Source organism: Veillonella sp. ACP1 (assembly GCF_000286635.1).
In the GTDB taxonomy this organism is placed as follows: domain Bacteria; phylum Bacillota; class Negativicutes; order Veillonellales; family Veillonellaceae; genus Veillonella; species Veillonella atypica.
Map to the genome: position 1 here is coordinate 88,784 of NZ_ALKL01000014.1, position 23,851 is coordinate 112,634.

Genomic DNA, 23,851 nt, shown 5'->3' on the forward strand with positions numbered 1-23,851 from the left:
TGTTTACGCCGGCTTCGTTTCTTTGTATTCTGTTTTGGCCTTTTGTTCTTATTCGTCAACCCGAACAATATCGGCACCTAACCTTTTCAATTTACCCACTAAATCATCATAACCGCGATCGATATGATGTAAACGACCTATTTCTGTTGTACCTTCCGCAGCTAAGCCTGCACAAACTAAAGCCGCCCCAGCACGTAAATCAGTTGCATTCACAACAGCGCCATGTAAGGATTGCATCCCTTCTACGATAGCTTGTCGATTATCAATATCTATATGAGCCCCCATCTTACGCAATTCAGCAACATGCATAAAACGATTTTCAAATACGGTTTCCGTTACTGTGCTTGTACCTTCCGCAATAGTAGTGAACGCCATGAATTGAGCTTGCATATCTGTAGGGAATCCAGGATATGGTAATGTTTTAATATCTACAGCTTTTAAGCCTTTGCCAGTGCTAATAACACGAATACCGTCAATATCTTCTTCTACGGTAACGCCTGCTTCTTTCAATTTAGCCACTACTGGTTTCAAATGTTCAGGTAATGCATTTTCTACGAATACATCACCACCAGCCATAGCCGCAGCAATTAAATATGTACCAGCTTCAATACGATCTGGAATAACGGTATGGATAGCACCATGCAGGGATTCTACGCCTTCAATACGAATCACATTCGTACCTGCACCGCGAATATTGGCCCCCATCGCATTCAAGAATGTAGCTAAATCAACGATTTCTGGTTCTTCTGCAGCATTTTCAATAACTGTTTTACCCTTAGCCATAGAAGCAGCCATGATTACATTTTCAGTGGCCCCTACACTTGGGAAATCCAAGTAAATTTGAGTGCCTTGTAAGCCCTCTGGAGCATGTGCATATACATAATCTTCTGTGATTTCAATTTTTGCACCCAACGCTTCAAACGCTTTTAAATGTAAATCGATAGGGCGCGCACCAATAGCACAACCACCAGGCATAGAAATCTTAGCTTCCCCTTTGCGAGCCAATAATGGTCCCATCACAAGGAAGGATGCTCTCATTTTGCGTACCAATTCATAAGGAGCTTCGGTAGCCGTCAACATGGATGCATCGAAGATAATTTCATCATCAGCTTCGTTTCGTGTAATCTTAACGCCCAAAGACTCAATAACTTGGGAGATGGTACCAACATCCTCTAAATTTGGAATTTCCAATAATTTACTCGGTGTTGATGCTAATAAAGTAGCTGCAATAATAGGCAACACCGCATTTTTCGCACTACTAACGCGCACGCGACCATTCAGCTGATTACCGCCTTTAATAACGAGCTTTTCCAAAAGAATTCCTCCTACATTTCTTATATCAAAATGGTTATGTTCATGTATAACCATATTCGTCACACTGTTATATACTAACGATTATTATACTATTTTTTAGGCTTTCTCATCAAGTAAAAACCCCTAAGATTATCAATCTAATCTTAGGGGTCTACACAGACTATTTACTGAAAGCAAAGAAATTAACGAGCTTTCAATGTTGTTAATTTTTCATCTCTATGAATCGTATCTAGGAATCGTACAGTGCCTGTTTTAGAGCGCATTACAATAGTATGCGTACGAGCACCGCCTGGGAAGTATTGAATAGGATTCAATAAGTTACCACGTGTAATCGCTGTAGCAGCAAAGATTACATCGTCAGTACGAACTAAATCATCAAGTGTCAATACTTGGTTAACATCTTTGACACCCATTTCATGACAACGACGAATTTCTTCTTCATTTCCTGGTTTCAAACGAGCTTGCATATCGCCACCTGCACATTTAAGTGCTGCTGCGGCTAATACGCCTTCTGGTGCACCACCAGTACCGACAACCATATGTACGCCAGAACCTTCGATACAGCATTCCATTGCAGGGTTAACATCACCATCAGAAATAAGCATAATACGAGCTCCTAAATCACGAGCTTCCTTCATTAAACCATAATGACGTTCACGATCTAGCATTACCAAGTTGATTTCATCAACCTTACGGCCCATCTTTGCAGCTACGTTTTGAATATTTTCTGTCAAAGATTTTGTAATATCAATAGCGCCAGCACCACGAGGACCTACACAAATCTTTTCCATGTACATGTCTGGTGCATGTAACAAGCCACCCTTTTCAGCAATCGCCATAACAGCAATAGCACCGTTTTGGCCTTTGGCAATCAAATTCGTTCCTTCAATTGGATCTACTGCAATATCTACTTCTGGACCGCCAGCACCAACATGTTCACCAATATATAACATTGGAGCTTCGTCGATTTCACCTTCACCGATAACAACGGTACCGGAAATACGGACAGAATCAAATGCTTGACGCATTGCATCAACGGCTAAGCCATCGGCTTCGTCTTTTTGACCACGACCTAACAAACGACCACTACGAAGTGCAGCTGCTTCGACTACACGAGCAAATTCTAAAGATAAAGTACGATCCATTTTAGGGCCTCCTTAAAAAGATGTTTATATTACTTATTGATTAGCTTGTTTCCAATCAGCCATGAATTTTTCTAAACCTGCATCGGTCAATGGATGTTTCATAGCTTGTAACAACACTTTATATGGCACTGTTGCAATATGGGCACCAGCTTTCGCACATTGTAAAATATGCAATGGTGTACGTACGCTAGCAGCGATAATTTCAGTATTAATACCGTGAATAGCAAAGATATCCGCAATATCTTGAATTAATGTCAATCCATCCATGCTAATATCATCAATACGCCCTACAAAAGGGCTCACAAATGTAGCACCAGCGCGAGCCGCCAATAATGCTTGATTAGCAGAAAAAATCAATGTTACATTTGTCTTAATACCTTCTTTTGAAAGCACTGCTACGGCTTTTAAGCCTTCTGGAGTCATTGGAATTTTAACAACCACATTAGATCCCAGTTTTACAAGCTCATGTGCTTCTTCAATCATACCCGGTGCATCACTAGCAATGACCTCTGCACTCACAGGGCCCTCTACAAGATCCGCAATTTCCTTGATTACTTGTTTTAAATCACGTTTAGCTTTCACAATTAGGGATGGGTTTGTCGTTACCCCGTCGATAAAGCCATAAGAGTAAGCATCTTTAATTTCACTAAATTCGGCTGTATCTATAAAGAATTTCATGGGACCTCCTTATTTGGCAGGCGTAATTTTTTCTACGCCGCCCATGTATGGAACCAACACCTTAGGAATCACAACGGAACCATCTGGTTGTTGATTATTTTCCAAAATTGCCGCTACGGTACGACCTACTGCAAGGCCAGAACCATTCAATGTATGAACGAATTCAGGTTTGCCTTTAGGGCCACGACGGAATTTAATATTTGCACGACGAGCTTGGAAGTCCGTCATATTGGAGCAAGAAGAAATTTCTCTATATTTATTTTGTGCAGGCATCCATACTTCTACGTCATACGTTTTAGCAGAACCAAAGCCGATATCACCAGTACACAATGTAATAACACGGAATGGCAATTCTAATAGACGTAATACTTCTTCTGCATTATCTGTCAATTTTTCTAATTCATTCCAAGAATCTTCTGGTTTTGAAAGTTTTACCATTTCTACCTTATTAAATTGATGTTGACGAATCAAGCCACGTGTATCACGGCCAGCTGAACCTGCTTCAGCACGGAAACAGGCAGTAAATGCAGTGTAATATTTAGGCAATTCATCTTCACTCAAGATTTCACCGCTATGATAATTTGTTAATGTAACCTCAGCAGTAGGAATCAAAAAGTATTCTGTATTCTCAACGTGGTACATATCTTCAGCAAATTTAGGCAATTGACCTGTACCTGTCAACGTTTCACGAGTTACCATATATGGTGTCATCATTTCTGTATAGCCTTGCTTATCAACATGAAGATCAACCATGAAGTTAATAAGAGCACGTTCTAAACGAGCACCTAAGCCTTTATATACGGTAAAGCGAGCACCGGACATTTTTACAGCACGGTTAAAATCAAGAATATCTAATTCTTCGCCGATATCCCAATGCGCTTTTGGTTCAAAATCAAATTGACGTGGTTCACCCCATTTGCGTTGTTCTACATTTTCGTCTTCATCAGCACCAACAGGAACAGATGCATCACACATATTTGGCAACATCAATGCAGCATTGCGCAAAGATTCTTCTACTTCGCGAATGCGACCATCTAATTCAGAAATTTCATCGCCAACGCGTTTCATTTCTGCAATTTTATCATCTGCATTTTCTTTATTGCGTTTTAATTGGCTGATTTCTTCTGTTACAGAATTACGTAATGCCTTTAATTCTTCAACCTTTTGAATCAATTGTTTTCGTTCATCATACGCAGCAACAAAGGTATCAAGATCACCCTTTGTATGACGATTATCCAAATTTTGTTTTACTAATTCGAGATTTTCTCGGACAAATTTCAAATCTAACATAGTATCAGCCTCTTCTATTATGTCGTACAATTTAGTATTTTAATACATTTAAGTATACCATAAAATATAGCATTATTCATCATCTTCTTCATCGAGAAGATAATCCTTAGCCATCCATTTACGGGTCGCAGTGAAGGAAATAGTGACCCATTTCTCTGTAGGATTACCTCCGATTTCTTCATCTATTTCATTTCGAATACGATCAAGTTCTGCTATTGTTTGATAAGGAAACTTCTTTGGCACTAGAATATCAATCTCTATGATGCGCGAGTTACCATAAGCCTGTACACTCGTCACATAATCCTTAAATGAATATTTTTCCATAAAACGATCCATGATTTCTTGTACCTCATCATGCAAGGATGAAGGCGCCCACCCCAAGATTTGTTTTGTAGAAGGTACAATAATCTTAATAACAGATGGTGTCATTTGCAATGCTAGTACAATCAAAACGATAGGGTCAATATATACCGCCCAATAACTGTATGATGTATCCTCTAACAAGATAGCAGCTATAAAGCTGATGAGGATAGCTGCCTCAAGCCACGCGTCAACAGACCAGCTCACATTATCAAACTTGATTAGATTCGATTGTAAACTTTTATTAATGCGATGTACATAAAAATAATATGCTGTATCGGCTATAGTAAAGAAAATAGCATAGTAAATAGCTATACCGAAATCAACATGGCGACCACCATTTAGTAAATCCCCTATACCACTAATCAATGCGTATAATACAATCAATAGGATAAAAAATCCTTCCACAACGAGCACAAGAGGCTCAAATTGCCAATATCCAAACTGGAACCGTTTACTTGTTTCGCGCGCTACCAATTTGGCCGTCATAAGCATCATAATCTTAATGATTACATCGATGAATGAAAATATACCATCTAATAATACGGCACTAGAACCAGTAATTACACCCATAATAGTACCACTAACGGCCACCAACGACATTAATGCAACGGATTGCTTTAGTAATCGTTGTTCTATGGAACGTCTTGCAGCTAATATATCCATAATTACCCCCTTTTATACCTATATTATTTTATTATACCCTAATATTGAGTATTTTTAAAATCACACAAAATAGCCCCCCACTATTAGAATTCTATACTTCTAATAACAGAGGACTATTCAAAGGAGATAGTATCGCCAAAGTTCTTATAACAATAGCTTAATGGTACTATTTACCAATATTATGTTCTAAATCAAAACGATCGGATACGAAACCGTATAATGTCCAACCTGCAAAGGTTACAATAGAACCGTATGTCATAGCGTCAAAACCAGATGCATACAATGCATATAAGCTATATAAGGAACCGATAAAGGCGATGAATGTCGTACCTTTAAGTTCACTACCAGCACGTTTTGCAGCTTTCATCAATACGATAACGGCACCCATGGATAATAGATAAGGAATAATATTCGTTACAACAGCCAAGTTAACCAATGTTTCGAATTGTTCACTTAAGGAAGGACTAATTGTCATCAAACTCATAAGAGATTGCAAGATAGTAATTGTTACCATACCAACTACTGGAGCATCTTTAGATGTAATTTTACTGAACAATTTAGGGAAGTAACCTTCGTCAGCGGCACCTTTAAATACGTTCGCAATCGTGAACTGCCAACCAAGTAAGGAACCGAAGCAAGACATAACCATAAGGCCCATAACGATTTTACCAACTGTACCATTGAACATGGACGCGAACGCTAGACCGAATGGTGCGTTACTATTAACGAGTTCACTAGCTGGTACGATACCAAACATCATATTAGTAGAAACGATATAAATCGCAGCAGCGCCTAATGTGCCACCAAGAACGGCTTTTGGTACATTCTTTTCTGGATTATCTACAGCATCAGCATTAGCACATGCGGATTCTAGGCCAAGGAAAGCCCACAATGTCATGGCGATGGAGTTTGTAGCCGCTTCGCCAAATGGCATGTTGTTGACATTCCAGTTTGCCACATACATATCTGCGGAGAAATATGCCCAACCTACAGTACTAATTACAAGTACTGGTGCAATAACGCCCCATACAGTAAAGCTAGATACACGACCTGTAATACTAGCACCACCAAAGTTCAATACTGTTGCAAGCCATAACGTGAAAATTGTATAAATACCAGTCATTAATGGTGTTAATGTTGCATCAGCAAAGGTTGCTGCATACCCTACAGCGGAAATAGCAATTGCAATATTAGCAATCAAAAGAGATACACCATAGGTATAGTTCGCCATAAAGTTCCCTGCTTTACCGAAGGAATATTCAGCATAACCACCCATGCCGCCACCTTTGCGTCCATACATACCACATTTAGCAAATGCGTATGCCAAACACATGGAGCCAACAGCTGTGATCAACCAAGAAACGATTGAAAGAGCACCTACCTGCGCCAACTTTGTTGGCAACATGATAATACCGGAGCCCATCATATTTACAGCTGTTAAAATTGTCAGCTGCAATACGGACATTTTATTTTTGCCTGTACTCATAGTTTTACCACCTTTTTATTGATTGTGGCGCCGTCAGAGAAACTCTGACGGCACACAATAGTGTTATTTTTCAAATTCTTTTTTCAATACATAGCCATAAGCTTTTTTAGTTCCATCTGGTTGTGGTGTAATGTATACGCCTTGGATTTCAGGAGCAAAGCCAGGTAACTTGTTGATGCCTTCTTGCAATGCTAAGAAGTAATCACAAGCTGTTTTGGACCAGCGTTCACCAGGTTGTACACACAATACTCCAGGAGGATATGGGAGAGCGCCTTCAAGAGCAATGCGGCCTTCAGCTTCATCTAATGGTACAAGTTCGCCTTTACCACGTTGGAATTCAAAGTTCGCTTCTTGAGGATTCATTACATATTCTGGAAGGTAGTCATGTAAGAATAAGCGTTCTTGCAATGTACTAACTTGTCTATCCTTGTAGAAATCATGCATTTCTTGGCATAATTGACGGATATGATAGCCTTTATATTTGTCGATATTAGCATAGTAAATCGATGGTAAAACATCTTGCATAGGAGCATCAGCTTCAATTAATTCTTCAAAGCGAATCAATTGTGCCACTAAATCGTCCATCTTAGTTTTGGATTCTGCTGGTGTCATCAAGAATAAAATAGTATTCAAGTCACATTTTTCAGGAATGATACCATTTTCACGTAAGTAGTTTGCAAGAATATTGGCATGAATACCGAAGTCTTCGTATTCACCAGTTTCTACGTTGATACCAGGTGTAATCAATTGGAACTTGCAAGGATCGATAAAGTATTGGCCTTTACCATAACCTTTGAAGGAGTGCCATTTAGCATTTGGTTCAAATGCGAAGTAGTCCACATCTTGAGCCATTTCTTTAGTATCCCCATCTTCCCATTTTTTACCATGTACAACAGGAGGTACTAATGGACGAAGGTATTTACAATGTTTCAATACAGATTTACGAGCATCGATAACTGTTTCTACACAGTCAATCCAAAGTTTTTTACCAGCTTCGCCTTCATGCATCTTAGCATTTACGTCAAGTGCGGCGAATAATGGATAGAATGGAGATGTAGACGCATGCATCATAAATGCATTGTTAAGACGTTTATGGTTTACATAACGGTCTTGACCTTTAACGTGTTTATCTTTTTTGTGGATTTGAGATGTTTGAGAGAAACCAGCTTGTTGTTTATGAACAGATTGTGTTACCAATACACCTGGGTCATTAGGGCCTAATTCCAAGAGCAATGGACTGCAGTCTTTCATCATAGGGATAAATTGTTCGTAACCAACCCATGCGGAGTCGAAGAAGATGTAATCACAAAGGTGACCAATCTTATCAACAACTTGACGCGCATTATAGATAGTACCATCGTATGTACCTAATTGGATAACTGCTAAGCGGATAGGACGCTCTGCTTTTGCTTTTTCAGGATCTTTTTCAGCAATCAATTCACGAATGTATTTTTCGTCGAAGCAGTGTTCCAAAATACCACCGATAGAACCGAATGGATTACGCGCTGTTTCAAGGTATACAGGAGTTGCACCAGCCATTACAAGAGCACCATGGCAAATGGATTTATGGTTGTTACGATCATATAGAATGATATCGCCAGGTGTTAATAGGGCATTCAATACAACCTTATTAGATGAAGATGTACCATTTAATACGAAATATGTTTTATCTGCATTATATACTTGCGCCGCATGTTGTTGAGCCGCACATGCTGGACCTTCATGGATTAAAAGGTCGCCTAACGCAACGTCCGCATTACAAAGGTCAGAGCGGAATACGTTTTCACCGTAGAAGTCATAGAATGCGCGACCAGCTGGATGTTTACAATAGAATTGACCACCTTGGTGACCTGGACAGTCAAATTGAGAGTTACCTTCTTCTACATAATCAGCCAACGCTCTAAAGAATGGAGGCAACATAGATTCTTCATATTTGTCAGCAGCAGCTTCGATTTGACGTTTATATAAGTCGAAGTTTGTACTAGAACCATCAATTACACGTTCCACTTTCCCCATGAATTGATCGATATCAACAGAATTATCAAAAACAACTAAGAATACAGGGATGCCAAAAGATTTTACAGTTTCATTATCTAAGATAGCTGTATCACTTTCACTAATAACGATGGCTCCTATATCAGTAAAATCGGTTTGACTTAAATCTACACTTTCATGGCCGTCTAAAGGTCCAAAGTAATATTGTGCCTTATGAGAAAATGCAACCTTCATGTGTTTCATAATACGTTCCTCCTAAAGTAAGAGTTGTAATTAAAATTAATGGAACTTATGTACATAAATATAAGATGTATACCCCTTTAGTAATTGATAGCTATCTCATTTAGTTAGGTGTATTCTTTATCTTTATGTATATTCTAACATTTATGCAATTTAATTTATAGCGTTTAATAATACGAATTACACATGCACACATAGCAATTATGAGTTTTATGCAAAATGAATATTACGTTAAATTATAGAATATAGTTGTATAAACTTTTTCATATATCGATAACCATTATTAATATGTAAGGTAATATATATCAAGCACTTCATGCATATCTACTTACTGGCACACAAAAAGGCTGTAATAGCACACAGTTTCACCGCATTCTATTACAGCCTTTAATTTAAAAATTATTCAGTTATTTCTTCTTGAACTTGAGATGTTTCAGGTTTCATTAATGGGAACAACAATACATCGCGAATGGATGCAGAGTCTGTCAAGAACATAACAAGACGATCGATACCGACGCCCAAACCTGCTGTTGGTGGTAAACCGTATTCAAGAGCATTGACGAAGTCTTCATCCATACGGTGAGCTTCATCATCACCAGCTTCACGTTCTTTCAATTGATCCAAGAAACGTTGTTTTTGATCAATTGGGTCATTTAACTCGGAGAAGCCATTTGCCAATTCGCGGCCATAGATGAACGCTTCAAAACGTTCTGTAGCCAATGGGTTTTCACGACTTGCTTTGGCAAGTGGAGAAATTTCTTTTGGATGTCCATATACGATAGTTGGTTGAATCAAGTTTTCTTCTACATAATCTTCGAAGCAAGCATTCAAGATTTTACCAATACCATCATTATTTGTGTATTCTACATTCAAACGATCTGCAATAGCACGCGCTTCTTCTACAGTAGTTACTGCATCAAAATCTTCGCCAGTGTATTTTTTTACACCTTCTGCCATTGTGATGCGGTTCCAAGGTGGAGTTAAATTGATTTCAGTACCTTGGTATGTAATTTCTTGTGTACCTAGTACTTCTTGAGCACAGTAGGATACAAGATTTTCTGTTAAACGAATTGCATCTTCTACATCACCATATGCTTGGTAGGATTCGATGGTTGTGAATTCTGGGTTATGACGATTATCGATACCTTCATTACGGAAACAACGGTTCATTTCGAATACGCGTTCCATACCGCCAACAATTAAACGTTTTAAGTATAATTCAGGTGCAATACGCATATAGATATCAATATCAAGCGCATTGTGATGCGTAATGAATGGACGAGCAGCAGCACCACCTGGAATTGGATGCATCATAGGTGTTTCCACTTCCATGAAGCCATCGTTCATCATGTATTCGCGAATCTTCGCAACGATTTTAGAACGTTTAACAAATGTATCCCGTACTTCTGGATTTACGATTAAATCTACATAACGTTGACGATAACGAAGTTCAGTATCCTTTAAACCATGCCATTTTTCAGGTAATGGACGCAATGCTTTGGATAACAATGTCAATTTGTCGACTTTAATCGTAACTTCACCACTGTGAGTTTTAAATACATGGCCTTCAATACCTACAATATCGCCAATATCAAGCATTTTTACATATTTGTAATTATCTTCGCCCAATACATCTTTACGGAAATATACTTGGATATCACCAGACAAATCGCGAATATTGGCAAATGCTGTTTTACCATGGGAACGCATCGTCATCAAACGACCTGCGATGACTACAGGTTGGTCTTCGTAGTTCAAGAAGTCATTTTTAATATCTTTTGCATGATCTTTAACAACAAACCGTTGGCCGAATGGATAAATACCATCAGCTTCGTATTCAGCCAATTTGTCGCGGCGAATTTGCATTTGATCATTTAATTCTTCTTGTAAATTTTTAATTTCTTCACTCATGTTATCGCCTCTTTTGTTAAAATGAAAAATTATTGAATTGCTAACACTTTGAAAGTAACAGGACCATCTGGTGTGGATACCTCTACTTCATCGCCCTTACGTTTACCCAAAATAGCTTTACCTACAGGTGATTCGTTGGAAATACGATTGTTGAAAGGATCTGCTTCGGAAGAACCAACAATAACATATTCCAATTCATCATTGTACATTGTATCTAATACGGTAACCTTGCTACCTACGGATACTACATCACCCTTAATGGATTCATCAATGATTTTTGCTGTATTAATTTTATTTTCTAACTCAGAAATATAACCTTCAATGAAAGCCTGTTCATTTTTAGCATCATCATATTCAGAGTTTTCGCTGATATCGCCGTATTCAATAGCTGTTTTAATACGTTGTGACACCTCAATACGGCGCACAGATTTATAATATGCTAATTCATCCTCAAGTTTTTTCAAACCTTCGGCTGTAAGTAATGTTTCTTTTACGTCTGCCATGGATTCTCCTAATCTTTCTACATATAAATAATAGAAAAAGTGTCATAGTCGATGACACCTTATCTTTCATCTTTAATTTTTAATCAATTATACTAAGAACCCCTGTATTTGTCAATGTGAGCCCCAGTTTTCCAATACATCTCTATAGGTTGAAAGCTCTGTTTTAAAGCTTTCAACAGTGTGAATTGTATTCACACGATTACGCCAATAAGCTGCTTCAGGCATGCCCCTCATATACCATCCCGCATGTGTTCGGATTTCTCTTACCCCTAGAGCCGCCCCTTTATACCGACAGAGTAGTTCAAAATGTTTGAGCAGCATATCTAATCGCTCTAAATAAGTGGGTTCTGGACTTAATTCACCTGTAGTTAAATAGTGATTAGTGCGCTCAAAAATCCATGGGTTACCTTGTGCACCACGTCCAATCATGACCGCATCACACCCTGTTTCTTGCATCATACGAAGCGCATCTTCAGGGGTCCATACATCACCATTCCCTATTACGGGGATTGATAAGGAATCTTTAACCGCTTTTATATAGGACCAATCCGCTCGCCCCATATACATCTGTTCCCGTGTGCGCCCATGAACAGCAACAGCTGCAACACCAGTACTTTCGATACGTTTGGCAAAGTCGACCACATTGATATGATCATCGTCCCAACCGATACGCATTTTGACCGTCACCGGCACATCAACAGCTTTTACTGCGGCTTCTGCTACGCGAGCCGCCAAGTCAGGTGTTTTCATCAACGCCGAACCGTCACCGCTAGAGACGACCTTTTTAACAGGGCACCCCATGTTGATATCTACAATATCTGCACCAGCATCTGCTACCACCTTCGCGCCCAATGCTATTGCTTCTGGATTGGAACCAAAAATTTGCATCGATACAGGATGCTCGACCGCTTCCATACGCAATAACTCATGCGTGCGCTCATTTTTATATTTGATACCCATAGCACTGACCATTTCGGTACAAACCATGGAGGCACCATGTTCTTTGGCCAACAGTCGATATGCTATATCGCTAACCCCTGCCATAGGAGCTAAAATAGCCTTACCTTGGATAGGTACATTGCCAATGGTCCATGTTTCTATCATTATAATTCACCTAATAAAACAGGTACAGCCTAAGCCGTACCTGTTGTTATACATTCATACTATAATTACAACCAACTCTATTATAGTACCATTATTTATTTCGTTCGTAAATAAGGCGGAGACCTTCCAATGTAAGCATTGGTTCTACATGGTCAATACAATCGGTAGCACTGCTGATGAGTTGTGCCAAGCCACCTGTTGCCACCACAGTTACATCGCCACCCATTTCAGCTTTCATACGTGTCACTAGGCCCTCTACCTGTCCTACATAGCCATAGAACATACCAGATTGCATAGATGATACGGTATTACGATTAATAACCTGACCTGGGTCCTTTACCTCAATACGAGGCAATTTTGCAGCGCGTTGGAACAGAGCCTCTGCTGAAATCGTTACGCCTGGCGTAATAACGCCACCAATATAATCACCATTTCCAAGGACTGCACAATAAGTTGTAGCGGTGCCAAAATCAATGATAATCAACGGCCCCTTATATACAGCATTGGCCGCTACGGCATTGACGATGCGGTCAGCACCTACCTCACGAGGATTATCATATTTAATAGCGATACCTGTTTTTGTGCCAGGACCTACAATGATAGGATTTACATTAAAGTAACGCAAGCATACACGTTCTAATGTTGGCATCAATGGCGGTACTACAGAGGAAATAATGATAGCCTTGATATCCTTTGCGTTAACCTTGCGATCATGAAAAAACAAATTCATCATCAACATGCCATATTCGTCCGTGGTACGCACACGATCTGTAGAAATTCTCCAGTGTCCTACTAAATTTTTCTTATCGTAAACACCAAGAACAATATTCGTGTTTCCCACATCAATTACTAATAACATGCATTCCTCCTATTTTCGCGGACGTATAGAAACATCACCTGCAACAATTCGTTTAACTTCTCCATTAGTCGTTTTCACCAATAAATTTCCATCGTCATCGATATCAGTTGCCACACCTTCATAGGTATTCCCCGGTGCTCTAACCTCAATTTCTTGATTCAAAGTAACGCTCAACTTACGCCATTCATTTAAGGTATCCTCAAATCCACTATCTAGCACATCGTAATATTGGTGTTCTAATTCTTCTAAGATAATTTTGAAAGCTTCTGTCCGTTCAATATCAACGCCTTCCATTAAGAGAGATGTGGCGATTTGTTTTATTTCTTCCGGTAGCTCTTCTTGTTTCGTCTTAACATTGACCCCTATGCCCATAACGATATAGGAAATTTCCTCCATCGATCCAGACATTTCCGTCAATATACCAACAAGCTTACGACCATTTACCAAAATATCATTCGGCCATTTAATACCTGCATCAGCAAGCCCCATTTTGTGAAACGCCTTGGTAAGCGCCACAGCAGCCATCAACGTACATTTAGGAGCCTCCGCAGGGGGGAAATCAGGTCGGAGAATAAGACTAAACCACAAGCCTTTTCCAAAGGGAGAATACCAACCACGAGACAAGCGGCCACGACCAGCAGCCTGTTCCTCTGTAACGACTACGGTACCTTCCTCAGCGCCTTGTTGCGCCAATCTACGAGCTTCTAAATTCGTTGATTCAGTTGTATCCATATATACATATCGTTTACCAAAAATATCGGTATTCAATATTTGTTTCATTGCTAATGGGCTTAACAAATCCGGTTCCTCCAACAAACGATAACCACGCTTTGTATAGGACTCAATTTTATAGCCCTTTTGTCTTAGTGCTTTTATATGCTTCCAAATGGCAGTTCGTGATACATGACATGCTTCAGACATATCTTGACCTGAAACAAAGTCACCTTGATTCTGTCTTAAGAATTCTAGTACTTCATCACGCATGATAAGGCCCCTTTCTCCTGTCGGTTTACAATTCGATTGTACAAGTGGGCCCTTGAAAAAGCAAGTGTTATTTATCAATTTAATAAATAATCATTCAAAAAAATGCAAAAAATCTAGATTTTTATACCCCATTAGGTAGACAAATAGATTAATGAATGATATTACAGGCCATTAATAGTATAATGAGTAAAGGATGATGAAATTAAGGAGTAGTAATGAAACGATTTACATTAGAAGAAAAAAATGAGGTCCTGGAGACCCCCTTTATCCATATTCATCGAAAATTGGATGTATTATTAAATATTGCTAAACTACTAATGGAATGCGGTGCTGACACAGTACGAATAGTATCGGAAATCCAACAGGCTGCTACATTTATGGGGATTCCACACAATTATTTAAATATCCACATTAGTTATACAACCATTATGATTAATATTTTTCATGAAGAGCGCTCTATAACAGTTTTCCGGAAAACGCCAACCCACATACCGAATATGGCTATGATTAATGCCATATCAAAACTCACCTGGCGAGCTTTTGAACGCCATTATTCTTTAACTACCTATGAACGTTTAGTTGGGAAACTACAACAAACGATTCCCGTCTATCCAGTCTGGGTAAAAGGTATTGCTTGCGCATTAGGATCTGCCGGTCTAGCTTACTTATACAGTGCGGATATTATTGCATTAGTAGTAACATTCATCTGTTCATTATGTGGCTATTTTATGAGGGTCGTATCTCAGCGCCTTGGATTTAATGAGTATTTAGGCAACGCTATCTGCGCCTTTACGGCCATGTTTATTGCCTATGGTTTCTATACCTTCATCGAGTTAGGATCACTGGTATATGTCCTCGTCTGTTGTACACTCTTCATGATTCCAGGTGTGCCACTTATCAATTCGGTTATCGATACTATAAACAACCACATTTTATCCGGCATAACACGAGCTATTAGAACCTTACTTATCGTGGGCAGCATGACACTCGGCATGGCGATGGCTCTTTACTTCAGTCCATTGCCGGCATTTAACTTTGTGGATATTAAGCCTCATATTTTTTCTATAGCACAGATTATTGGTTCCTTTGTTTCCGCCGCCTCATTTGCTGTACTATTTAATTCACCAGCTCGTCTATTACCCTATATCGGGCTAGGCGGTGTCGTTTGCGTAGCAATTCGTAACTTAATGCTTTTAGAATACGGATTTGCCTTACCCGGTGCTACATTCATTGGTGCAGCCGTAATGAGCGTCATCTTTGTCAAACTCTCCACATGGCTACGAACATCTGGTCCGGTACTAGTCGTACCATCAGCTATCGCACTGATGCCCGGCATTTTGCTCTATCGTTTTCTATTTGATATATTACACATAAACTCACTAAACGAATCAGGTCTATTGTACATGGCACAAAACGGGACTACTGGCATTCTATCTATTGTAGGTATCGCAGTCGGTGTGGCTGTGCCAAATGTACTAGCCCAACGATACCTTCAAAAACGTAAGAATCAACGCACTCAAGAATTGATGGCTACGAGACATGCCTGTGATGGACAATAGCAAGAAAACAACTATATATACAACAAGGGGCTGTTTTCTTACAGCCCCTTTTATATTGCCTTACATATACATACCTATTTTAAAATAGAACAGGCCTGTTCTATTTTTTAGAAGCACCATACATACCTTTCCTAAATTAGTACACGTCTGTTCTATTTTTTTAGAGCCCATTTATTACATACTAAAAGGGGCCTTCGGGGCCCTTTTTGCTTAGAAATACCAAAAGCTACTAGTTGATTTCATATAACCAACTAATAGCTTTTTAAATTTAAGGGGCTGTTTTGTTACAGCCCCTTAGTTATGTATTAAGATTGTACATCAGATTCTGTAGAGCTCGTCTTAGATTCTTTAGTAGCATTAGGCATAGAAATCACTTCGTCCACAGGACTTACTATAGGTGTTTCTGTTTCATCAGGAGCCTTAGTAGTACCATATTTATGAAGATTTTCAACAGCCTTAGCATCAATAGTTTCTTCTTCTAATAAAGCCTTTGCCATATTGTGTAAGAAATCCATGTTATCTGTTAAGAGTTGTTCTACATCGCGATATGCTTCATCTACAATATGATGAATTTCAACATCGATCTTACTTGCAACTTCTTCACTATAGTTGCGTTCATGACCAATATTTTTGCCGAGGAATACTTGCTCTTGTTGTTCACCAAATACAATTGGTCCCAACGTATCGCTCATCCCCCAACGAGTAACCATAGAACGTGCCGTATTCGTTACACTTTGTAAATCGCCAGATGCGCCCGTACTGATATCGCCAAGTACAAGAGCCTCTGCAATACGACCACCAAGTGCTACGCGTATGTCCGCCAATAGTTGTGCTTTAGTCTTATAATCATGTTCCTCTTTAGGTAACATCATTGTATAACCACCAGCATAACCGCGTGGAATAATCGTTACTTTATGAACAGGGTTTGCATGTGGCAATAAATGAGCCACGATGGCATGACCAGATTCATGATAAGCGGTCAATTTGCGATCCTTTTCGCTCACAATGTGACTGCGGCGTTCAGGACCCATGCTAACCTTTTCACTGGCTTCTTCCAATTCAGCCATGGTAATAACCTTTTTGTTTAAGCGCGCAGCTAACAATGCAGCTTCGTTTAACAAATTGCTCAAATCAGCACCAGTAAAGCCAGGTGTCTTTTTAGCAATCGTTTTTAAGTCTACATCATCTGCTAATGGTTTATTACGTGCATGAACCTTAAGGATTGCTTCACGACCATGAAGATCTGGACGTCCAACAACAACTTGTCTATCAAAGCGACCTGGACGCAATAATGCAGGGTCCAAGATATCTGGTCGGTTAGTCGCTGCAAGGGTAATGATGCCTTCATTGGCACCAAAGCCATCCATTTCAACGAGTAATTGGTTTAGCGTTTGTTCACGTTCATCGTGACCGCCACCAAGACCAGCACCACGTTGACGACCTACCGCATCAATTTCATCGATAAAAATGATACAAGGCGCATTTTTCTTCGCTTGGCCAAATAAATCACGCACACGAGATGCACCGACACCGACAAACATTTCTACGAAATCGGAACCGGAAATGGTAAAGAATGGAACACCGGCTTCACCGGCTACAGCCTTAGCTAATAAGGTTTTACCTGTGCCTGGAGGTCCTGCTAACAAGACACCTTTCGGAATGGTTGCACCAATACTTGTAAATTTACCTGGGTCCTTCAAGAATTCAACAACCTCTGTCAATTCTTGTTTTGCCTCTTCGGCACCAGCTACATCGCTAAATTTAACCTTTACATTACCATCGCCCATCATCTTAGCACGACTTTTGCCAAAGTTCATTACGCGACCGCCACCACCTTGGGTTTGTTGCATAATAAAGAAGAACACAACCACAAGGATGATAATAGGAATCGCGGAGCCTAATAAACTAACCCACCAAGAAGGTTGTTCAGGTGGTGCAGCAGTAATCTCAACACCATTATCTGTCAACGTTTTGATCAACGTATCATCAGATGGAGCATAGGACACAAAATCTGTACCATTTTTTAGTTTTCCTTTGATTCCATGGTCATTTGTAATCGTTACAGATTCAACCTTTTTTTGTTGTACCTGTTGAACAAAACCGGTATAACTCATTTCGGCCTTATTAGTATTCTGCCCTGCAAGGGAATCTATAGCGAAAACGGCAATTGCAATGATAAGTAAGTAAAGGACGAGTTTTTTACTAAATTGACTCAAAAAATTACTCCTTTCACATGTAATGTATAACCTAATAATGCATAATGATATGCATTATTATATTATACCATATAAGGCGAACAAATACTCGCCATTATTTTAGTTATAAATATATTACACCCTTATTGGTAAACAGATTCTTTCAAAATACCAATATATGGTAATTGACGATATTGTTCAGCATAATCAAGGCCATAACCAACAACAAAATAATCTGGAACTGTAAAGCCTACATAATCGACATCTACATCCATTTTACGGCGTTCTGGTTTATTAAGAAGGGCAACAAGTCGAACACTCTTAGCGCCACGAGCCTTCAAATTATCCAATAAATAGTGAAGGGTTGTGCCCGTATCTACAATATCTTCTACAACGAGTACATTTTTACCTTCTACGGAACGATCTAAATCTTTTAAAATACGGACCACACCAGTACTTGTTGTACCATCGCCGTAACTAGAGCAAGAAATAAAATCGAATGATACATCTACTGAATCATCGATGGTGCGAGCTAAATCGGTATAGAAAACTATAGCGCCTTTCAAAACGCCGACTAATACAACAGATTCATTAGCATAATCTTTGCTAATCTCAGCACCTAACTCACGAATGCGAGTTGCTAATTGTTCTTGAGAATATAAAATTTCTTTTACATCTTGATGCATATATAAGACCTCCCGGATCTATATCTAATGTTTGCAATATACAAGTATTGTATCACATTGCGCGTTAATTGTAACTTTTTGTATGGTGAAAGTTTTAGCTTCCCCCGTACGTATGATATGGGCCAATTGTTCTTGATGCGCTAGGGATAATGAAACACTGGGTATCATCAATTGCCACAATCGTCGCTGCATAGCGAGCGGTAGTGCCCGCATACGACGCCTGGATACCTGAAATCCATTATCTACAGATTGTACTAATTGTATAAACAAGCGCTGGCTTTCACCATTAAGATACGCCTCATCAACTTGAGCAATATCACCCAATCTACATAAGGCATCTACTACATTGGGATTAATTGTTTGTAACGTAGGAATTACCTCATGACGAATGCGGTTTCTATTATATTTCACATCTTCATTAGATGCATCCACGCAATATTCAATATCCTGTAAACGAGCATATTCTAGTATTTCATCTTTTGTAACCGCCAATAGAGGTCTAACTATAGGAACAGTGTAATCATGACTTATCACAGACATGCCGGTAATACCTTTGATACCAGACCCGCGCAATATGTGTGCTAAAATGGTTTCCCCTTGATCATCCTTATGATGAGCAGTGACAATATAATCATAATGTTCACGCTCAGCTAATTCATTGAACCACTTATAGCGCTCGTATCGACCAACAGTCTCTAACGACTCCTTTCGCTCCCCGGCTATAGTGGGAATATCCTTTTTAACACCCCAAAATGGCAAATTGTTCTTATTGCAATAGGATGCAACCATTTGCAATTCACTTAGGCTTTCTCTGCGAATAGAATGATCCATAGTAGTAACGCCAATAGTCCACCGTGCTTTTCTATGTACCTTTACATATTGCAAAACATTTAATAAGACCATAGAATCTGGGCCCCCTGAACAAGCAACTAAGATTCGTGCCTCATGAGGAAATAAACTAAAATCTTTTAAGGTCTTATTAACCATTCTATGGAGTTGTTTGATTTGTTTAGGAGTCGATTTACTGTGCTGTCTCATCATAACTTGTAATCAATTCTTGTTGTAATGCTTCCATACCATCTTGTTCACTTACAAAAATATGAGGCACCTCATAAGCATCCATAAATGATGTTAGTATTTCTGCACCACTTACAATAATATCTGCACGCCCAGGCTGTAGTCCTGGTACATGTAAACGCTCATCACGGCTCATATAGCGCAATTGTAAGATAATGCCTTCTATACATTCTCTAGAAAGCTTATGACCTTGAATTTTATGGCCATCATATTCTGTCATTTTTAAATCAATAGCCGCTAAGGTTGTAATAGTGCCTCCGATACCAATGAAATCACCGAACGTACCTTCTATCATCATGGGGTCCCATAAAAACCGTGTTTCTTCCCATACTCGTTGAGGGCCTTCATCCGAAAGAGGTCTAAGGCGTACCGCACCAACCGGATAGGAGCGACTCCAATAGATGCTATCTTTAGAACCGAGCGCCAACTCAGTACTACCACCGCCAATATCAATGGTTGCATAATGTAATCCGTCGGCTAAACGATCTTGTAAAGCACCTCTAAATCCATAAACTGCTTCTTCATCACCACTTAAGATACGATACGTCATGAAGCAATATGTCATGGCTTGCTCCATAAACGCAATGCCATTTGATGCTTCTCGAACGGCACTCGTTGCAAATGCAAGACAATGGTCTACGCCATAATCTTTCGCTAGAGTGGCTATTTCAGAAAACGCTTTATAAGATGCATCCATCGATTCTGTCGTTAACGATCCATCTTCATTTCGTTTGCCTAATCGCGTTGTCCATAACCGCTTTGGTTCGTTATGCCATTGACCATCTGTATAAGTTCCTAGTAATAATCGAATAGAATTAGAACCTACATCGATAATAGCAGCTTTCATAGTCGCCCCTCCTTATTATCCCTCTATTAATTACCCACTATAATTGCAATTTTAAAGTATATGCACAAAGAGATGGCCGAAACCATCTCTTTATTTTAATCGCGACGACCGCCACGGCCACCACGTTTACCTTCTGTATTGCGTTTTAAATCATGTAATCGCTCGTTGCTATCACGCAAGAATGATTTCATCTTTGCCTCAAAAGACTCTGCACTTTGCCGACTTTGTGCACGGCGCTCTGGACGGCGTTCCTCTACTTGTGGTTTTTCTTGAGTTTGACGAATGGAAAGACCAATTTTACTACCATCTACAGATAAGACCTTTACCTTCACTGCATCTTGTACTTTTAGTACATCGTTAATATTCTCTACATAGCCATGAGCTACTTCTGAAATATGAACTAAACCTGTTTGTTTATCACCTAAATCGATAAAAGCACCAAACTTTGTAATACCGGAAACTGTACCGTTTAAAACGCTACCAACTTCGATTGCCATGCAACCTCCTAATAAAACCTCAAAATATAAACTAAAACTATACCAATGATGACAAGATTATTTTACATATGGCACTTCACCTGGTTTAACGAGGCCTAATTGCTCACGTGCTACATTTTCAATATTCTTAGGGTCTTGTAGCTTTGCTTTTTCTTGTTCTAATTCATCATTTCTTTGTTGCAATTCTTGCAATTGTTGTTCAATATGTTGTTTTTCTTGATATATAGCTACTAATCGATATGCTTGTCCAAGTAAAAGCATAACCATTACTGCAACTGCAATACGTTTCACCCACATAAGGACAATCTTACGGTCTTCAGCGCGTCGATTTCGTTGCACCCGTCTACGCTTTATCGGTTTTTCACGATGTTCAGATTGTTTCATGCAGAGCCCCCAAAAACAGTATTAACTATATACATAATAACAAATTATACCACAGAACCCCTAGAAAATTATAGGTAGAAAAATGTATAAAAGTAGATTTATTTTAATACAAATTTAACGCGTATCACATAGTTTCTGCCTTTTTGGCATATTCTCTAATAACCGCACAAGATTTCTTAAACAAGGCCAATTCATCCTCTGTCAATTGTAATTCAAGCACATCTTCTATGCCATCCTTACCAATGACAGCCGGTGTAGATGCAAAAACGCCTGTTTCCCCATATTGACCATCTAAATAACAAGAACATGGCAATACTTTTTTCTCATCATGGAATACAGAGCGAATTAACTCTGTGGTGGCACTTGCTATACCAAATTCCGTAGAGCCTTTGCCTGCCAACACATGATATCCACCAATTTTAACATCATCTAACACTTGTTTATGATCTAGTTCTGGAAATCTATGAGGCAATTCTTTTTGCAATTCTACTAACGGCTTGCCTTGTACATACACATGGGACCATGGCACCATAGCACTTGCGCCATGCTCACCCATGCAATAAGCAGTAATAGTTCGATTGCTAATATCGAATATATGAGCTAACTCTTTTTGCAATCTTGCAGAATCTAGCGCTGTACCTGACGAAATAATGCGCTTTGGATTCCAATCTAAATGTTTACATAAATACGTAGCCACTACATCTGCTGGATTAGATATAGAAATAATAAAGCCCTTAAATCCAGATGCTTTAATGCGAGGAATAACATCCTTTAGTACTGCGATTGTATCGCCAAGGCTTTCTAGGCGATCTTGATATAAATTAGGTAGTGGACCTGCACTAAAAACGAGAATATCACAATCACCACATTCTTCAATAGGACCAGATGTAGCCGTTACACGATGAGGGATATAACTAACCGCATCATTAACATCCATAGCCTGTGCTTTAGCTTTCTTTTCATCAATATCCATCATATATAACTCATCAACTTCGCCCTGCAAAGCTAAAGAAAAGGCTACATGCGAGCCTACATGTCCAGTTCCGATAATACCTACTTTACGTAATTTCATAAGGGCCTCCTCAATACCATTTGGTTTATAAATAATTGAAAGGACTATTATAGCCACTTACTATAATAGTCCTTTTTTAAATATATTGTTAGTCCCTTCCAAAAAAGAAACTCACTACAGCAATAACGATAACTGCACCTACAATGGATGGAATTAAGGCCATACCCGCAAGACTTTGAGCTAATGTACGTCAGATAATTCTAAAGGAAATAAATTCTCGCCTTGTACATCAATTTTATTTTTCTCTACATATTGTTTACGCATATTCCATAAAATAGTCAAATCATCTGGATCTATTTTATTTAATGCATAGATTCGTATAAATTGAGAACCATAATAGCCTTTCAAGCTATCTGGAATCCCTTTCGTTCCTTCTCCCAGAATACGAGTATTAAAATATCCCTGAATTTCTTGTTTCGATTGATCAATAATGATAAATCCTGAACCATCCAATATATATATTTTAGCATCTCTTTGTTTAAGTGACTTTACATTATTCGTGATAAAAAACGATGTATCCAAATCGATGAGAGATGATTCATAACCGGATTGATAATAAGGCTCTATATAATGAGCCCCCTTATCCGTAGCATTTAGCATATCCATAAAGTGTTGCTGTTCTTCAGACGTAAAATCCCGAAAACTACTTATATTCTCAACATGGCGCACGCCCTTTTGATAGTTTTTTAGTTGTCCCGGATCAATATGTGTTCCCTTAAATTGAACTGCATTAAGGCGAATGGTATTATCCCTTACATTATAAATACCATAACCTTCATAGCCTAAAAAATATACATTATCACCGATTTGCTTCATCGCCAACAGTCGCTTCGATATAATAGCATCATTTGATGTAACCATTAATGTATGCTGTTCTGGATCAACTTTCACAGACTTTACATCATCATTAACCATGGACATAGCCCAATAAGACAATCCCATTAAAAGAATGGCAACAATGATAAAGCCCAGTCGTTTTGCATTCATTTTAACCCCTTA

At 39.0% G+C, this 23,851-nt stretch carries 21 protein-coding genes and 1 pseudogene; 1 reads left to right on the forward strand and 21 read right to left on the reverse strand.

Annotated features, from left to right (window positions below; genetic code table 11):
* Positions 1-48: 48 nt before the first annotated feature.
* The 12 genes from murA to HMPREF1151_RS06360 form a co-directional block, all read right to left on the reverse strand.
* Complete coding sequence (murA, locus tag HMPREF1151_RS06305; RefSeq protein ID WP_009661423.1) at positions 49-1,314, reverse strand: UDP-N-acetylglucosamine 1-carboxyvinyltransferase; 1,266 nt, start codon at positions 1,312-1,314, stop codon at positions 49-51.
* A 182-nt stretch (positions 1,315-1,496) separates the two neighbouring features.
* Positions 1,497-2,459: a class II fructose-bisphosphatase gene (gene glpX / locus HMPREF1151_RS06310; protein WP_005376616.1), complete on the reverse strand. Its 963-nt coding sequence runs from the start codon at positions 2,457-2,459 to the stop codon at positions 1,497-1,499.
* A 33-nt stretch (positions 2,460-2,492) separates the two neighbouring features.
* Positions 2,493-3,137: a fructose-6-phosphate aldolase gene (gene fsa / locus HMPREF1151_RS06315; RefSeq protein WP_009661456.1), complete on the reverse strand. Its 645-nt coding sequence runs from the start codon at positions 3,135-3,137 to the stop codon at positions 2,493-2,495.
* Between the two features lie 9 nt (positions 3,138-3,146).
* The gene (serS, locus tag HMPREF1151_RS06320; RefSeq protein WP_005379799.1) at positions 3,147-4,427 is read right to left on the reverse strand and encodes a serine--tRNA ligase; all 1,281 of its coding nucleotides are present in this window, start codon (positions 4,425-4,427) and stop codon (positions 3,147-3,149) included.
* A 72-nt stretch (positions 4,428-4,499) separates the two neighbouring features.
* Positions 4,500-5,453 (reverse strand): cation diffusion facilitator family transporter, encoded by a 954-nt coding sequence (locus tag HMPREF1151_RS06325; RefSeq protein ID WP_005379813.1) that lies wholly within the window; start codon positions 5,451-5,453, stop codon positions 4,500-4,502.
* A 166-nt stretch (positions 5,454-5,619) separates the two neighbouring features.
* Positions 5,620-6,939 (reverse strand): putrescine-ornithine antiporter, encoded by a 1,320-nt coding sequence (gene potE / locus HMPREF1151_RS06330; RefSeq protein WP_009661439.1) that lies wholly within the window; start codon positions 6,937-6,939, stop codon positions 5,620-5,622.
* Positions 6,940-7,002: 63 nt separating this feature from the next.
* A complete protein-coding gene (gene speF, locus HMPREF1151_RS06335) occupies positions 7,003-9,177 on the reverse strand; it encodes an ornithine decarboxylase SpeF (RefSeq protein ID WP_009661457.1) in 2,175 nt (724 codons plus the stop codon).
* A gap of 396 nt (positions 9,178-9,573) precedes the next feature.
* On the reverse strand, positions 9,574-11,085 hold the full coding sequence (lysS, locus tag HMPREF1151_RS06340; RefSeq protein WP_009661445.1) for a lysine--tRNA ligase: 1,512 nt from the start codon (positions 11,083-11,085) through the stop codon (positions 9,574-9,576).
* Positions 11,086-11,114: 29 nt separating this feature from the next.
* The gene (gene greA, locus HMPREF1151_RS06345; protein ID WP_005379802.1) at positions 11,115-11,588 is read right to left on the reverse strand and encodes a transcription elongation factor GreA; all 474 of its coding nucleotides are present in this window, start codon (positions 11,586-11,588) and stop codon (positions 11,115-11,117) included.
* 111 nt (positions 11,589-11,699) lie between these two features.
* Positions 11,700-12,692, reverse strand: a complete 993-nt coding sequence (gene dusB / locus HMPREF1151_RS06350; RefSeq protein ID WP_038141416.1) for a tRNA dihydrouridine synthase DusB — start codon at positions 12,690-12,692, stop codon at positions 11,700-11,702.
* A 91-nt stretch (positions 12,693-12,783) separates the two neighbouring features.
* Positions 12,784-13,551 carry a type III pantothenate kinase gene (locus HMPREF1151_RS06355; RefSeq protein WP_005376623.1) on the reverse strand — a complete coding sequence of 256 codons (768 nt, stop codon included), beginning with the start codon at positions 13,549-13,551 and terminating at the stop codon, positions 12,784-12,786.
* A 9-nt stretch (positions 13,552-13,560) separates the two neighbouring features.
* Positions 13,561-14,535 carry a biotin--[acetyl-CoA-carboxylase] ligase gene (locus tag HMPREF1151_RS06360; protein ID WP_005376606.1) on the reverse strand — a complete coding sequence of 325 codons (975 nt, stop codon included), beginning with the start codon at positions 14,533-14,535 and terminating at the stop codon, positions 13,561-13,563.
* A 215-nt stretch (positions 14,536-14,750) separates the two neighbouring features.
* Here HMPREF1151_RS06360 and HMPREF1151_RS06365 point away from each other — a divergent pair, with 215 nt between their 5' ends.
* Positions 14,751-16,094, forward strand: a complete 1,344-nt coding sequence (locus HMPREF1151_RS06365) for a threonine/serine exporter ThrE family protein (RefSeq protein ID WP_009661425.1) — start codon at positions 14,751-14,753, stop codon at positions 16,092-16,094.
* A 305-nt stretch (positions 16,095-16,399) separates the two neighbouring features.
* Here HMPREF1151_RS06365 and ftsH read toward each other — a convergent pair whose 3' ends face one another.
* The 9 genes and pseudogenes from ftsH to HMPREF1151_RS06405 form a co-directional block, all read right to left on the reverse strand.
* Entirely contained in the window at positions 16,400-18,310 is a 1,911-nt protein-coding gene (ftsH, locus tag HMPREF1151_RS06370; protein ID WP_005376569.1) for an ATP-dependent zinc metalloprotease FtsH, read from the reverse strand.
* A gap of 122 nt (positions 18,311-18,432) precedes the next feature.
* A complete protein-coding gene (hpt, locus tag HMPREF1151_RS06375) occupies positions 18,433-18,975 on the reverse strand; it encodes a hypoxanthine phosphoribosyltransferase (RefSeq protein ID WP_009661434.1) in 543 nt (180 codons plus the stop codon).
* A gap of 24 nt (positions 18,976-18,999) precedes the next feature.
* Positions 19,000-19,962 (reverse strand): tRNA lysidine(34) synthetase TilS, encoded by a 963-nt coding sequence (tilS, locus tag HMPREF1151_RS06380; RefSeq protein ID WP_038141421.1) that lies wholly within the window; start codon positions 19,960-19,962, stop codon positions 19,000-19,002.
* A gap of 34 nt (positions 19,963-19,996) precedes the next feature.
* Positions 19,997-20,899 (reverse strand): phosphatase, encoded by a 903-nt coding sequence (locus HMPREF1151_RS06385; protein WP_009661476.1) that lies wholly within the window; start codon positions 20,897-20,899, stop codon positions 19,997-19,999.
* A 95-nt stretch (positions 20,900-20,994) separates the two neighbouring features.
* Entirely contained in the window at positions 20,995-21,396 is a 402-nt protein-coding gene (locus HMPREF1151_RS06390; RefSeq protein WP_009661440.1) for a S1 domain-containing RNA-binding protein, read from the reverse strand.
* A 57-nt stretch (positions 21,397-21,453) separates the two neighbouring features.
* Complete coding sequence (locus HMPREF1151_RS06395; RefSeq protein ID WP_009661481.1) at positions 21,454-21,780, reverse strand: septum formation initiator family protein; 327 nt, start codon at positions 21,778-21,780, stop codon at positions 21,454-21,456.
* 124 nt (positions 21,781-21,904) lie between these two features.
* A complete protein-coding gene (locus HMPREF1151_RS06400; RefSeq protein WP_009661464.1) occupies positions 21,905-22,852 on the reverse strand; it encodes an L-lactate dehydrogenase in 948 nt (315 codons plus the stop codon).
* 88 nt (positions 22,853-22,940) lie between these two features.
* A pseudogene (locus tag HMPREF1151_RS09800) lies at positions 22,941-23,039 on the reverse strand (GlsB/YeaQ/YmgE family stress response membrane protein); the annotation flags it as partial.
* Positions 23,033-23,839 (reverse strand): hypothetical protein, encoded by an 807-nt coding sequence (locus HMPREF1151_RS06405; RefSeq protein WP_009661438.1) that lies wholly within the window; start codon positions 23,837-23,839, stop codon positions 23,033-23,035. The pseudogene HMPREF1151_RS09800 and the gene HMPREF1151_RS06405, both read right to left, overlap by 7 nt.
* Positions 23,840-23,851: the final 12 nt, after the last annotated feature.

Coding starts and splice junctions, on each gene's coding strand:
- glpX (WP_005376616.1), bottom strand. CDS start 2,459: ATGGATCGTACTTTATCTTTAGAATTTGCTCGTGTAGTCGAAGCAGCT.
- fsa (WP_009661456.1), bottom strand. CDS start 3,137: ATGAAATTCTTTATAGATACAGCCGAATTTAGTGAAATTAAAGATGCT.
- serS (WP_005379799.1), bottom strand. CDS start 4,427: ATGTTAGATTTGAAATTTGTCCGAGAAAATCTCGAATTAGTAAAACAA.
- HMPREF1151_RS06325 (WP_005379813.1), bottom strand. CDS start 5,453: ATGGATATATTAGCTGCAAGACGTTCCATAGAACAACGATTACTAAAG.
- potE (WP_009661439.1), bottom strand. CDS start 6,939: ATGAGTACAGGCAAAAATAAAATGTCCGTATTGCAGCTGACAATTTTA.
- speF (WP_009661457.1), bottom strand. CDS start 9,177: ATGAAACACATGAAGGTTGCATTTTCTCATAAGGCACAATATTACTTT.
- lysS (WP_009661445.1), bottom strand. CDS start 11,085: ATGAGTGAAGAAATTAAAAATTTACAAGAAGAATTAAATGATCAAATG.
- greA (WP_005379802.1), bottom strand. CDS start 11,588: ATGGCAGACGTAAAAGAAACATTACTTACAGCCGAAGGTTTGAAAAAA.
- dusB (WP_038141416.1), bottom strand. CDS start 12,692: ATGATAGAAACATGGACCATTGGCAATGTACCTATCCAAGGTAAGGCT.
- HMPREF1151_RS06355 (WP_005376623.1), bottom strand. CDS start 13,551: ATGTTATTAGTAATTGATGTGGGAAACACGAATATTGTTCTTGGTGTT.
- HMPREF1151_RS06360 (WP_005376606.1), bottom strand. CDS start 14,535: ATGCGTGATGAAGTACTAGAATTCTTAAGACAGAATCAAGGTGACTTT.
- HMPREF1151_RS06365 (WP_009661425.1), top strand. CDS start 14,751: ATGAAACGATTTACATTAGAAGAAAAAAATGAGGTCCTGGAGACCCCC.
- hpt (WP_009661434.1), bottom strand. CDS start 18,975: ATGCATCAAGATGTAAAAGAAATTTTATATTCTCAAGAACAATTAGCA.
- tilS (WP_038141421.1), bottom strand. CDS start 19,962: ATGGTTAATAAGACCTTAAAAGATTTTAGTTTATTTCCTCATGAGGCA.
- HMPREF1151_RS06385 (WP_009661476.1), bottom strand. CDS start 20,899: ATGAAAGCTGCTATTATCGATGTAGGTTCTAATTCTATTCGATTATTA.
- HMPREF1151_RS06390 (WP_009661440.1), bottom strand. CDS start 21,396: ATGGCAATCGAAGTTGGTAGCGTTTTAAACGGTACAGTTTCCGGTATT.
- HMPREF1151_RS06395 (WP_009661481.1), bottom strand. CDS start 21,780: ATGAAACAATCTGAACATCGTGAAAAACCGATAAAGCGTAGACGGGTG.
- HMPREF1151_RS06400 (WP_009661464.1), bottom strand. CDS start 22,852: ATGAAATTACGTAAAGTAGGTATTATCGGAACTGGACATGTAGGCTCG.
- HMPREF1151_RS06405 (WP_009661438.1), bottom strand. CDS start 23,839: ATGAATGCAAAACGACTGGGCTTTATCATTGTTGCCATTCTTTTAATG.